We start from the raw sequence: 11,825 nt of genomic DNA, 5'->3' as shown, positions 1-11,825 counted from the left end.
CATGTTTTATGGCGTTGATCTGACGTCGCGACTGATGCTCGGGACGGCGCAGTATCCGTCGCCCGCGGTTCTGCTGGAGGCGATCGAGGCGTCCGGCGCGGAGATCATCACGGTTTCGCTGCGGCGGGAGGGCGCTGCGGGTGCGGCGTTCCGGAACATCCTGTCCGAAAGCCGATGCCGCCTGCTGCCCAATACGGCGGGGTGTCATACGGCCCGCGAAGCCGTCACCACGGCCCGCATGGCGCGCGAAGTGTTCGGAACATCGTGGATCAAACTGGAAGTCATCGGCCATGCCGACACACTCCAGCCGGACCCGTTCGCACTCGTCGAAGCCGCGCGTGTGCTGTGTGCGGAGGGGTTCGAGGTGTTTCCCTACACAACCGAAGACCTGATCGTGGGGGAAAAACTTCTGGAAGCCGGATGCAAGGTGCTGATGCCGTGGGGCGCGCCCATCGGATCGGGGCAGGGGCTGCGCAATCCTGAAGGTCTGCGGACCATGCGGGCGCATTTTGCCGGTATTCCGCTGGTTGTGGATGCGGGGATCGGTGCGCCCAGTCAGGCGGCGCAGGCCATGGAGATGGGGTTGGACGCCATTCTGCTCAACACGGCGGTGGCCAAGGCCGTGGACCCGGCGGCCATGGCGCGGGCATTCGGTCGCGCGATTCAGGCGGGGCGGGAAGCGTTCGAGGCCGGGCTGATGCCCAGACGGGACATGGCCTGCGCCTCGACACCCGTTTTCGGTCTGGCGGAGCTGGCGTGATGACAGTGCTTGATCCGTTTTATCTTCTGGTGGGCGATGTGTCGTTTCTGGAAACGCTGCTGCCCTGTGGCGTGCGTCTGGTTCAGCTTCGGCTGAAGGACATGACAGAGGCGGAACTGCGCCGTCAGATCCGTCATGCGCGGACGCTGTGCGCGACACATGGCGCGCAGCTTGTCATCAATGATTACTGGCGTCTTGCGCTGGAACTGGGATGCGATTTCGTCCATCTCGGGCAGGAAGACATGGAGACTGCTGATTTTGACGCTCTGCGGCGTGCGGGGATCCGGTTCGGACTGTCCACCCACGACCCGGCGGAACTCGAACGGGCCCTGTCTTATGAGCCGGCCTATGTCGCACTCGGCCCCGTCTATCCGACGCTTCTGAAGAAAATGAAATGGGGGCCGCAGGGGCTGGAGCGCGTCCGGGACTGGAAAACCCGCGCCGGAGAGACGCCGCTTGTCGCCATCGGTGGCCTCACGCCGGAGCGCCTTGAAGGGGTGTTCGCGGCGGGGGCGAACAGCGCGGCCGTTGTGACGGACATCCAGCAGGCGGAAGACCCGGTGTCGCGGTGTCGGGAATGGGTCGCCGCGACGCAGGCCTACAGACGATGAGCCGTTATGTGCGGCAGACCGGGCTTTTCCCGCAGGGGGAGGCTGACCAGAAGCGCCTTTTGGAAGCCCATATCCTGGTGGTGGGCGCGGGCGGTCTGGGCGCGACTGTTCTCCCTGCGCTTGCCGGAGCTGGATGCGGGCGGATGACGGTGGTCGATCATGATCGTGTGGACGAGAGCAACCTGCATCGCCAGACGCTCTTTCGCATGGACGATATTGGCCGCTTCAAGGCCGCTTGCGTGGCCGACCGGCTGTCGGATCTGAATCCGGACTGTCAGATCGTGCCTGTGGCGGAGCGTCTGGAGCCGACACTGGCGCGGAGCCTCCTGACGGATGTGTCCGTTGTCGTGGATGCGGCGGACAGCGTGGCCGTCACCTATCTGCTGTCCGATCTGTGTGTGGAAGCGGGTCTTCCCCTCGTGAGTGCTTCGGTGCTTGGGCGGTCGGGCTATGCGGGTGGGTTCTGTGGTACGGCACCGGATTACCGGGCTGTTTTTCCGGATCTTCCCGCCATTCTGCCGAATTGTGCGGAAGCCGGTGTGATGGGGCCTGTTGTTGCGGTGCTCGGGGCCATACAGGCGCAGATGGTGCTCTCCGTTCTGCTTCAGACGCAGCCCTCTCCGCTGGGGCAGATCATGACGCTGGATCTGGAACGCTGGAGAAGTTCGTCTTTCCGGTTTGATGCTGCGGTTTCCTCCGAAGGCGATGGCCCTTTCATTCTCGGGCTTGAGGAGATCCGCGCGGACGACCGCGTTTTCGATCTGCGGGGGCTGGAGGAACAGGGACCGCCCTCCGTGTCCTGGGCCGTTCGCGGGCCGATCGAGCACCCGGAAACGGTGGCGAAGGGGATGGGCAGGACCGTTTTCGTCTGTGCCAGTGGTCTGCGGGCCTGGCGGGCTGCTAAACGCTTTTCCACACAGGCGGGTGGTCCTGCCTTCATTGCAACGACGGGACGATGAAGCGCCCTGTTCTTCTGATTGGCGGGATGGATTCCAGCGGGGGAGCTGGTCTTGCGCGGGATATGCTGTCCGTTCAGGCGTCCGGGCAGACCGCACGCCTCGCTGTCACTGCCGTTACGGCCCAGACGGATCGTCGCGTTCTGGCGGTAGAGCCCGTCGCGCCCGCTCTTTTGGCCGCGCAGATTGAAGCGGCGCTGGAAACGGGGATCGGTGCCGTCAAGATCGGGGCCATGTTCAATGCGCTTCTGATCCGTGTTGTTGCAGCGCTTCTGCCAGATGTGCCGGTGGTGCTGGACCCGGTGCTCTGTTCAAGCTCCGGTCATGCGCTGCTGGATCCGGAGGGCGTACAGGGTATGATCGCGCTGCTTCTGCCCCGAACCACTGTCCTGACTCCCAATCTGCCGGAACTGGCGGCGCTGGCGGCTGCTCTGGGGATGGATCCGGCCTCGGAGCGCGAGGCGGTTGTGGACGTGCTGCTGTCCCGGGGCTGTCGGAGTGTTCTGCTGAAAGGCGGGCACGATCTGCCGTCGTCGGTTTCTGAGGATATCCTGTACGCGGCAGGCTCTTGTCCCTTGGCCTTCCGCTCACCGCGCTTTTCCTTCGAGCTGAGGGGAACGGGCTGTCAGCTCGCCAGTGGTCTGGCAGCCGGACTGGCCAGAGGACAAAATGTGCCCGAGGCCATCAGGGCTGCGCGTTGTGGAGTTGAGGCGCGTTTCCGCAACGCCGGGTGAGCGTCTTTTCAGAGGATGGCCCTGATCTGCTGTCCGAATAAATTCCTGAGATTCTCCATTTCCGCACGGTTCAGATTGGCGAATTTCAGGATAAATTCCTCATATGAAAACGATCCTCCGGAATTAAGGATATAATAAACCATGTCGGCTTCCGAATATTCATTTTCGCCGTGGAATGTCGTGTCTGATACTTTTTCCGAAAAATGGAATTTTCTCTGATCCTCGGCACCGTCCGTCGTGAATTCCAGTCTGCTGCCCTCGGACGGAGACGTCAGATATTTCCCGGTTTTTGGAGATTTTATGAAGATGGAGGCATCCGTCGCGTTTGATTCGAACTCTAGGTCGTAACAATATGTATGGCAGGAAGAATTTTTGATGTGAAAATGGATATTTGAAGACACAAGAGAGGGATCTCTGAAAATCCAGATCCTGTTGCCGGCATACGGGATTGCGGCCAGAACCTGTTCGCTCCCTTCTCCTTGGCTGAGATATCCATCAATTCTGTCGACGGAAAGATCGTCACCCCGAAAGTTCTTCAGGTGGAAGAATTCTGTTTTTCTGGTGGGCAATACAGGATTTCTTCCCCGCTCCAGAGAGTTTCCCCGGACGAGGAAATCATGCATGGACGCATGAAAGACGGCCTTCTTGATATTGGCACAGACGGCATTGGCCGCAGTCACCCGGTCCGGATCCTGGGGGGCATGACTGTCGTTGCGATCAAAATGGGACCAGTAATCAGGGCCCTGTGCTGTCTCGGGGTCGGGGCGGTTTCTGAACCATTCGACAAAATGTTCCCGCGATCGGCAGATATAGTGGTTGATTCTGGCTTTTTCCCAGACAACCGCTTTCGTTTCTTCAGACGTCCATTCAACGGGCCGTCCCAGAGCATCCACGTAATTGCCGTAGGACAGGCCGAACCTGTGAGACGATCTGACGGCAGGATCGACGGCCTCGGGTCTTACGAAGCTTTTGACGAGGGTGTTGTCCTCGAAATCGGCTTTGGATCTGTAGGTGAAGGCCTGATAGGTAGGGACCCTGTCCTTCAGAATTTTCTCTGAACTTCCGTATATGCACCAGTTCAGGGCAATGGCGGTATCGGTCTCGCTGAAGTTGCCCAGAAAAGCATTGATGTCATCAGAGCCATCAATGCTGACATATTCGTCGCTATCGAGCATGGTGATCCAGTCGTAGCGGCCTCTGGCTTTTCCGATGGCGTCAAAATAGCTGTTCTGTTTTCTGTCGTGGTAAGAACCGGGGATCGCAGATGTCCTGAAGACTTCGACGCCATAAATTTCGGCGCAGGATTTTGCTATGTCAAAAGTGCCGTCTGAGGACTGATCATCATAGACGAAAATCCTGTCGAACCCCAAAGAGATGTGCCAGGACAACCATGCGATGATGTCATGGGCTTCGTCTTTTACAAAGAGTACTACTGCGGATGTTTCTTTTTTCACGACGAATACCCTGTGTACTGTTGGTGCTGACATCAATTCGGTTCAGACTATATCCTGAAAAACAATTCTCCAACTCAATCGAAGCCACGTTGCATCAGCCGTGCTGAAGCCGTCGGGGGAAGGCGGCCGGATTGAAAGCCGCGAGCAGGATACCCCCCAGTGCGATTACGACGGAGGCGGGACAGAGCACCGCAAATCCCAGTGTATTGAGAAGATGGCCGCCAATCGCCGAGCCCAGCAGGATGCCCATATTGCTGCTGCTGTTGACGGCAGCGCCCGCCACATCCGCACTGGTCGCCCGGGCACGGATGGCGCCGGACATGACGAAGGGAATGATGGCGGCATAGCCCATGCACCACAGCCCGACTGCCCCAACGCTTGGCCAGGCGGACAGCAGGTGGCCATAGACCAGGGTCATGCCGGTCAGCATGGCGATGCCGCCGCCGAACAGTCCGCCCGCAGGCCAGCGATCCACGACCTGTCCCGCCGCCCACAGACCGAAAATGCTGACAACGCCCGTGATGAGGAGCGCAATGCTCAACAGGTGTTCAGGCAGGCCATGCGCCAGAAGCAGCGGGGAGACGTAAGTATAGAGCAGGTTATGCGCGAAGAAGAAAATGGCGTTCACGCCGATCACGATGCCGAAAATCCGCGCGGCATGTGGCGACCGGATGGTCGGGACCTTGAGGGCCTTGGTATCGGCTCCGCGAACGGGTGGTAGGTAGAGCGCGATGAAGATCGTCAGCATCGCGGCCAGCGCTGCGATGACGTAGAGCGCCACGCGCCAGCTTGTGAGCTGGCTGATCGCGGCGGCTCCGGGAACGCCCAGAACCGAACCCAGCGACGTCCCTCCAAAAACAAACGAAATGGCGCGGCCTGTCATGCGTTCGGGTACGAGATGGGCGGTGTAGGCGGCGGCAATGGACATCAGCAGCGCATGGGACAGGCCGCCCAGTGCCCGGCCGATGCAAAGGACGCCGAAGCTTGGTGCCATGGCGGAAATCAGGTTGGAGACGACATATCCGCCAAGACAGAGCATCATGAGCATCTTGCGGTTCATGCGGCTCGTGGCGATGGTGATGGGGACGGCCCCGAAAGCGACAAGCAGGGCATAGGCGCTCACGGCCAGTCCGGCATGGCCTTCGGTGATGTTGAAGGACTTGGCCATGTCGATCAGCAGACCCACCGGAGCAACCTCGGTCGTCACGGCAATGAAGGTCGACGCGAACAGGGCGCAGAGACCCGCAATGGTCGGACCGGAGAGCGTTTTGAACACGATGCACTTCCTGACTGGAACGGTGACCTGAGCGTCCCGAACGCGAGGGCTTTTGGCACTTCGGGCGCATCACGGAAACCTAAAAATTCAGGGTGCGATCATGATTGTTCGCAGGGTGGCAGAATGGTCCGCAGGGCCCGGTTTTGCAGGGATTTATGAAGATGTCCGGTTTCGTTTTTCCGGTATGATATTCCGGATTCGGTGATCCGTTTTGGCAGATGTCCGGAAGGGGATTTCCGTACCCGCCTCCCGTATCGGGGGCTGAGAGTGTTTCGTATGTTTTCATAATGGCTTTTTTTGCCGGAATGAGCAGAATACCTCTATGTTAATAAGAACTATTCTCATATAGGCTTGCGTCAGTCCTTCTGTGGGAAGGCACCGGTAAACGATCACTTGAAAGTGCGGATGATGCAGGCAGGGAATAATATGACGTCGCGTTCCCGCCAGGGAACGGGGTTCAGAAAAACCCTGTATGTGATCGCACTTCTGTCCGGCGGATGGGAGGAGGCTGTGGCGCAGACCGCGCCTGCGGATCTCTCTGCGACGGGACAGGAGCAGAACGGGACGCCTGCGAAGAAAAAGCCCTCCCTTCAGGGGCGTTCTGCCGTTGCGTCTGATTCGGATGTCCCCGGTAGTGTTGAACAGCTTCTGGTTCATGGACATCGTGCAACCGCCGCCACGGACGGTACCGGCACCTATACCGTGCGTGCGGTGTCCACGACGCGCATGCTGCTACGGCCAGAGGACGTGCCGCAGTCGATTTCCGTCCTGAGCACGCAGCAGATGAAGGACCAGAATCTTTTCACGGTCGATAACGCGCTCAAACAGGTCGCGGGCGTCAACGTCAATCTGTATGGCGATGGTACGGCGGGATTTTCTTCCCGTGGTTTTTCGCTGGCCGCGCAGTATGACGGATCGCCCGCGAACGGGGGGTTCCAGTTTTCCCAGCAGTTCGATCTTGCGATTTATGACCGGATCGAGGTTCTGCGCGGCCCGGATGGCGTGTTGCAGGGCTCGAGCGCGCCGGGTGGCAGTGTCAATTTCGTTCATAAGCGCCCGACCGAAACATTTCAGGGAAATGCGTCTTTCAGTGCCGGATCATGGGACAACTATCACGCCACGGTCGATGTGGGTGGTCCGATCGGAAACTCGAAAATCGTGTCCGCCCGCCTTGTCATGGCCGGGACCGACCGCGATTTCTTCTATAAAAACGCCTATGACCGTCGCTGGACGATTTATGGCGTGACGGACATCCATATTGACCGCCGCACCACACTGACCGTTTCCGTCACGTCGCAGTCCAACGACACGACCCGCTATATGGGGCTGCCGCGGATGAGCGGGACGGGCGCGGACCTCAATCTGCCGCGTAATACGTTCATTGGGTCGGACTGGAACAAGGGGCAGGTGCCTACGACCGAGGTCATGGCGCAGCTCGAACGGCGGTTTGGCGCGGGCTGGGTCGGGCGTGTCACAGGGCGGCACAGAACGGCCGATACCGATCTGCAATACAGCTATATCAACGCCTATAATGCCAAGTCCCAGACAGCGAATTATGTGGCGGCCCGCTCCATTTATAGCGAGACCAATGACGGTGTGGACGGGTATCTGACCGGACCGCTGCATCTGCTGAACCGGACGCATACGCTCATGATCGGCGCGAATTATAACCGCTATGTCTATGAAGGCGGCGGGGCAAGCGTCAATTCCCGCACGAACGCCGCTCTGGCCGGTCTGCCGATCAGCGACTATGGCGCAATTTCAGGCGCCATTCTTCCCTCCGTCAAAAGCCGCAGCTGGCAGCCCACCGAACAGTGGGGAGTGTACGGACAGGGGCGCTTTCAGCTCATGCCGAGCATTTTCCTGACGCTGGGCGGTCGTATCAGCGGATATGTACAGAAATCGCGCGATCTGGTGCCGGGTGCCGTGACCAGCACGTCCATTGACCAGCAGGGTATCCTTACGCCCTATGCCGCGCTGGTCTACCACGTCCTGCCTCACATAACCCTCTATGCCAGCTATACGGACACGTTCAGCCCCCAGTCTGCCTATGGTGTGGATGGGCGCCAGCTTCAGCCGGTACGGGGCGGGCAGCTTGAAGGTGGCATGAAAGGCGCCCTGTTTAACCAGATGCTGACTTTCACTCTGGCGGGATACAGGATCGTGCAGCGGAACGACGCCATCGCCAACAGCGATCTGGACCCGACCTGTGGGCCGAGCCATACCGCCACCTGTTACGTTGCGGCGGGCAAAACGCGCAGTCAGGGGGCGGAAGCCGAAGTGATTGGCCGGCCTCTGCCGGGATGGGACATCAACGCCAGTTACACCTATAATGACAACCGCATCGTTGATGATGGTACGCCCTCGAATGCAGGGCTCACCTATGCCGGGAACTCGCCGCGCCATCTGTGGAAACTCTGGACGCATTACCGGTTCGAACCCTACCAGGGGGCGCAGAAAAACATCTGGAGCATCGGGGGCGGCATCAATGCACAGAGCGGGACGTTCGGTACCAACCGCCTCGTGACGCAGTCCGGCTCCATCACGGCCTCGGCGCAGGTCGGATATCAGTGGAACCGCTATCTGGCCCTGACAATGAATCTCAACAACATCTCCAATACGCGGTATTATCAGCGCCTCGGCAATTTCTATTATTACAACTATTACGGTGAGCCCCGGAATTTCATGTTTACCCTGCGCTCGAATTTCTGATGACCGTCAAAGCCTCCACAGTCGTACGCCCCCGTCGTTCCGGGGGCCGTATGTCATCGCCAGCGCATCGGTGGATCTGGCGTGCGGTAGCGGTTTTTGTGCTGGTCTGGATGGCGGCGCATTTCATCACGCTGGGCGCCCTGAAATGGGGCCCCTCCGTGCGGCATGATGCGACGGTTCTGGGGCAGATGATTGCCGTTGCCGCGTTCCCTCTGCTGTTTCTGCTGGCTTTCGGAACACGCAATCCGTTGCGCGGTGGGATCATTGCCGGGGCCGTCGGCGTTGTGGCCCTTCTGGCCGTCCTGTTGCATTCCTGATGCAGGATACGCTCCGCACCCGGATGGGATGGCTGCATGCCTGGGTTGGTTTTGCCGCAGGGCTTCTGCTGTTCTGCGTTTTTACGTCAGGCTGTCTGGCGGTGTTCGACACCGAACTGACGCGATGGCTCCAGCCAGAAGCTCCACCGCAGACCGCTGCATTTTCTCCCCGGTCTCTGGACCATGTGCTCCCGGCCGTACACGACCTGCTCGCGCAGGGCGAAAAGCCGTTCGTAACCCTGCCTTCCGCGCGGGATCCCTATCTGCGTCTTGAGCATCATGACGGGCATGAATTCCTGACCGTTCCGTACAATCCACAGACCGGAGAGCGTCTGAATGTCCGTGCGACGGCGGGGGGAACGTTCTTTTACGACCTGCATTACACGATGCGTTCCGGCGTTTACGGAGAAACGGTTGTTGCGTTTGCGGGTCTGGCGCTTCTGCTGACGATCGGCTCGGGCATCATCATCCACCTGAAGGGGCTTGTCTCGGATCTGATGCTCCTGCGTCCTTTTGCCGCCAGGCTGCGGGCATGGCTGGACGTGCATGTGGTGGCGGCTGTTGTGTTCCTGCCGTTCATTCTCCTCATGGCCTATAGCGGGACCTTCATCCGTGCACGGACGCTTTTTCCGCCCGTGTCCTATCTCGCATCCCTTGAAAACGCTTTCCGGGTCTCTGCTCCGTCTGCGGCTCACAGGCCCGAAAAACCAGCCGTTCCAATCCCAGAAGCTTTTCCGCCGCTGGCTCCGCTCGTGGCGGAGGCTGAACGTACGATTGGGGCCGGCCAGACCGGATATATCCTGTTCCAGCCGCAGACCATCCTCGTCTCGCGGACTGACTCTTCTGGTCCGTTGCTGACGCGCGAGCATGTCGATTTCAGCCCGGTGGACGGTCATGTTCTGCGTCATGTCCTGCTGCCCGGCGCCATCACCCATACGGAACAGGTTCTGAAAGGGCTGCATTATGCGCGCTGGACGGGTGTGGGTATGCGGTGGCTGTATTTCCTCTCGGGAGCCATGGGCGCCGTCATGTTCGCGAGCGGGTCCATCATTTTCCTGATGAAACGTCGCCGTCAGTCGGGGGAGCGGATCATGTTCCGGATCGCCGAGGGGCTGGCCATTGGCAGCGTTGTGGGGCTGCCGATGGGCGCGCTTGCTTTTTTCTGGGCCAACCGTCTGTTACCCATCTCTTTGCCAGACCGCCCACTGGCTGAAGGGCACGTTTTTCTGGCTGTCTGGGTGCTCAGTGTCGTTTCCGGAATGGCATGGAGTCTTCTTGGTCGTCCGCTTCAGGGCTGGAAAATCCAGCTTTTCTGTCTGGGAGGACTGGGTTTTTTCCTGACCCCACTAGACCTTGCGACCCGACCGGGTGTTGCGTTTTTTCATGTCCCGACGGTTTTCGCCGCAACGGATCTGGTGGCGCTGTTTCTGGCCTTCGTCTCATTTCAGATGGCGCGCCGGCTGTGATGATCGCTCTGTGCATATTTCTATGGAGCCTGTTTCTGCTGCTGCAGGCCTGTCATGAGCCGAAAATGCTGCGTTTTGCGCGCCTTCAGAAACCTGCATGGCTTCAGAGGACACGGGCTCTCCGGTTTGTATTGCCTCCAATGGTGCTGGGTGTGTGTGTTGCGGAGCGTGCCTCCACGGCAATTCCGGTTTGGGTTGCGACCTTCTCGGTTGCGGCGCTGCTCGTCGCGCTGGGCTGGGCCGGGTTGGCCCGGTACAGGGAGCTTCTGCTTACAACCGCCGAAGTCCGGGCTGCAGCACTCAGGAAAGAGTGAAGATCCGGACCGTCAGGGGCATGGTGTGGACGTGTCGGAAATGTCAGGCGGGGAAGGGTTTTCTTCGTGTGCGAAATGCACCACGCGGTCTCGGCCTGTCTGCTTGGCGGCATAAAGGGCATTATCGGCCCGGGCCAGAAGATCTGTCCGGCTGATGCCCGTCCCGGGGCACAGGGCCGCGCCGATGCTGAGTGTTGCAGTGATGCCTTCCTCTCCGATCACATGCGTTTCGGCTGAGAAAGCGTTGCGGAGGCGCTGGGCCGTGGCGAGCATCTCGTCAACACTGCCACACTGGAAAACAACGACAAATTCGTCTCCGCCAATGCGGAACAGTGTCGTTGTGGGGTAAAGGAGATCTTTACAGACACGACCCATGGCGATGATGATCTGATCCCCGATCGCGTGGCCATGCACGTCGTTGATGTTTTTGAAATGGTCGATATCGACCATGAGAAGCGCTTCGTGGGCGCAGTTTTTTCCGTCATTTTCCAGCCATGCCTGAAAGGCCCGGCGGTTGCCGCCTCCTGAAAGAGGGTCCTGAAGGATCAGTTCCTGCTGCTGGAAGGCCAGTTGCTCCCAGGGGATGGCGATCATGCCCAGAGCGAACAGCGCCACTTCGATGACGGTCAGGAAATTATAACTCGCAACCGCCCAGATGGTGGCCGGAGCAGCGCCCAGCGGGGCCGGTATCCACACAACGAGCGCCACCAGCAGGAAATAAAACCCTGCATAGAGGGTCAGAAGCTTCTCCAGATTGCGCCGTGCGGGTGTTCTGATCTGGGTGGCGTGCCGGAGATCTTGGATTCCGAGAACATGGAGTATGGCAAGCGCGCTCAAACGAAAGGCCGTGCTGAGCACACGGAACAGCCCTGTCGGACCGGCCAGAGCAGAAAGGACAAAAAAGGCGATGCAGGCCAGTAGAACAGGGAAAACCCTTGGGGGGTATCCTAATATGATCCGCATGGCCTGCCACGCGGCTCCGAAGGCCATGATCATGAACAGGGCACTCAGACGGAATCCCCACAGCCCTGGCAGAACGGCGTGAACAGTCGAGAACAGGCCGGAGACCGCCCCCAGAAAGAACGGGGCCCCATACCATGCCATGCGGGACCATCGTCTGCCGGAAAACTCGGTTAGGATGAAATGAATGCCCAGAAGCAGGAAAATAACCGTGCTGTACCCAAGCAGAGTGGGCGGATCAGGTGTCATGGATACTGCATGGGTT

Annotated in this window: 11 protein-coding genes; 8 read left to right on the top strand and 3 right to left on the bottom strand. The window is 59.5% G+C overall.

Annotation, left to right across the window (positions count from 1 at the left end; genetic code table 11):
- The first annotated feature begins 1 nt into the window (after nucleotide 1).
- Genes GAL01_RS07340 through GAL01_RS07325 form a run of 4 tightly spaced genes read left to right on the top strand, consistent with a single transcriptional unit; the run spans nucleotide 2 to nucleotide 3,061 of the window.
- Nucleotides 2–760, top strand: coding sequence for a thiazole synthase (locus GAL01_RS07340; RefSeq protein WP_062028492.1), 759 nt, complete (start codon nucleotides 2–4; stop codon nucleotides 758–760).
- Nucleotides 760–1,371: a thiamine phosphate synthase gene (locus GAL01_RS07335; protein ID WP_062028490.1), complete on the top strand. Its 612-nt coding sequence runs from the start codon at nucleotides 760–762 to the stop codon at nucleotides 1,369–1,371. The genes GAL01_RS07340 and GAL01_RS07335 overlap by 1 nt, the downstream gene beginning before the upstream one ends.
- Nucleotides 1,368–2,330 (top strand): HesA/MoeB/ThiF family protein, encoded by a 963-nt coding sequence (locus tag GAL01_RS07330; protein WP_062028488.1) that lies wholly within the window; start codon nucleotides 1,368–1,370, stop codon nucleotides 2,328–2,330. Before GAL01_RS07335 ends, GAL01_RS07330 begins: the two co-directional genes overlap by 4 nt.
- A complete protein-coding gene (locus tag GAL01_RS07325) occupies nucleotides 2,327–3,061 on the top strand; it encodes a hydroxymethylpyrimidine/phosphomethylpyrimidine kinase family protein (RefSeq protein ID WP_062028486.1) in 735 nt (244 codons plus the stop codon). Before GAL01_RS07330 ends, GAL01_RS07325 begins: the two co-directional genes overlap by 4 nt.
- Before the next feature lie 8 nt (nucleotides 3,062–3,069).
- Here GAL01_RS07325 and GAL01_RS07320 read toward each other — a convergent pair whose 3' ends face one another.
- Both GAL01_RS07320 and GAL01_RS07315 read right to left on the bottom strand, forming a co-directional pair.
- Nucleotides 3,070–4,515, bottom strand: coding sequence for a glycosyltransferase family 2 protein (locus GAL01_RS07320; RefSeq protein WP_062028484.1), 1,446 nt, complete (start codon nucleotides 4,513–4,515; stop codon nucleotides 3,070–3,072).
- A 94-nt stretch (nucleotides 4,516–4,609) separates the two neighbouring features.
- The gene (locus tag GAL01_RS07315) at nucleotides 4,610–5,794 is read right to left on the bottom strand and encodes an MFS transporter (RefSeq protein ID WP_062028482.1); all 1,185 of its coding nucleotides are present in this window, start codon (nucleotides 5,792–5,794) and stop codon (nucleotides 4,610–4,612) included.
- 423 nt (nucleotides 5,795–6,217) lie between these two features.
- Here GAL01_RS07315 and GAL01_RS07310 point away from each other — a divergent pair, with 423 nt between their 5' ends.
- From GAL01_RS07310 to GAL01_RS07295, 4 genes are all read left to right on the top strand, one after another.
- Complete coding sequence (locus GAL01_RS07310) at nucleotides 6,218–8,503, top strand: TonB-dependent siderophore receptor (RefSeq protein ID WP_082790657.1); 2,286 nt, start codon at nucleotides 6,218–6,220, stop codon at nucleotides 8,501–8,503.
- Entirely contained in the window at nucleotides 8,503–8,820 is a 318-nt protein-coding gene (locus GAL01_RS07305) for a hypothetical protein (protein WP_231865252.1), read from the top strand. Before GAL01_RS07310 ends, GAL01_RS07305 begins: the two co-directional genes overlap by 1 nt.
- Entirely contained in the window at nucleotides 8,820–10,286 is a 1,467-nt protein-coding gene (locus GAL01_RS07300) for a PepSY-associated TM helix domain-containing protein (RefSeq protein ID WP_062028478.1), read from the top strand. The genes GAL01_RS07305 and GAL01_RS07300 overlap by 1 nt, the downstream gene beginning before the upstream one ends.
- A gap of 65 nt (nucleotides 10,287–10,351) precedes the next feature.
- Nucleotides 10,352–10,600, top strand: a complete 249-nt coding sequence (locus GAL01_RS07295; protein ID WP_145995609.1) for a hypothetical protein — start codon at nucleotides 10,352–10,354, stop codon at nucleotides 10,598–10,600.
- Between the two features lie 12 nt (nucleotides 10,601–10,612).
- Here GAL01_RS07295 and GAL01_RS07290 read toward each other — a convergent pair whose 3' ends face one another.
- The gene (locus GAL01_RS07290) at nucleotides 10,613–11,809 is read right to left on the bottom strand and encodes a GGDEF domain-containing protein (RefSeq protein WP_062028473.1); all 1,197 of its coding nucleotides are present in this window, start codon (nucleotides 11,807–11,809) and stop codon (nucleotides 10,613–10,615) included.
- Nucleotides 11,810–11,825 lie beyond the last annotated feature (16 nt).

The organism is Gluconobacter albidus, from assembly GCF_002723915.1.
In the GTDB taxonomy this organism is placed as follows: domain Bacteria; phylum Pseudomonadota; class Alphaproteobacteria; order Acetobacterales; family Acetobacteraceae; genus Gluconobacter; species Gluconobacter albidus.
The sequence above is the reverse complement of the archived record's forward strand: the minus strand, read 5'-3'. Positions and strand labels throughout refer to the sequence as shown.

Excerpts from the sequence above, each read along its gene's own strand:
- GAL01_RS07325 (WP_062028486.1), top strand. The coding sequence starts at position 2,327 with ATGAAGCGCCCTGTTCTTCTGATTGGCGGGATGGATTCCAGCGGGGGA.
- GAL01_RS07335 (WP_062028490.1), top strand. The coding sequence starts at position 760 with ATGACAGTGCTTGATCCGTTTTATCTTCTGGTGGGCGATGTGTCGTTT.
- GAL01_RS07330 (WP_062028488.1), top strand. The coding sequence starts at position 1,368 with ATGAGCCGTTATGTGCGGCAGACCGGGCTTTTCCCGCAGGGGGAGGCT.
- GAL01_RS07300 (WP_062028478.1), top strand. The coding sequence starts at position 8,820 with ATGCAGGATACGCTCCGCACCCGGATGGGATGGCTGCATGCCTGGGTT.
- GAL01_RS07305 (WP_231865252.1), top strand. The coding sequence starts at position 8,503 with ATGACCGTCAAAGCCTCCACAGTCGTACGCCCCCGTCGTTCCGGGGGC.
- GAL01_RS07295 (WP_145995609.1), top strand. The coding sequence starts at position 10,352 with ATGCTGCGTTTTGCGCGCCTTCAGAAACCTGCATGGCTTCAGAGGACA.
- GAL01_RS07310 (WP_082790657.1), top strand. The coding sequence starts at position 6,218 with ATGACGTCGCGTTCCCGCCAGGGAACGGGGTTCAGAAAAACCCTGTAT.
- GAL01_RS07290 (WP_062028473.1), bottom strand. The coding sequence starts at position 11,809 with ATGACACCTGATCCGCCCACTCTGCTTGGGTACAGCACGGTTATTTTC.
- GAL01_RS07340 (WP_062028492.1), top strand. The coding sequence starts at position 2 with ATGTTTTATGGCGTTGATCTGACGTCGCGACTGATGCTCGGGACGGCG.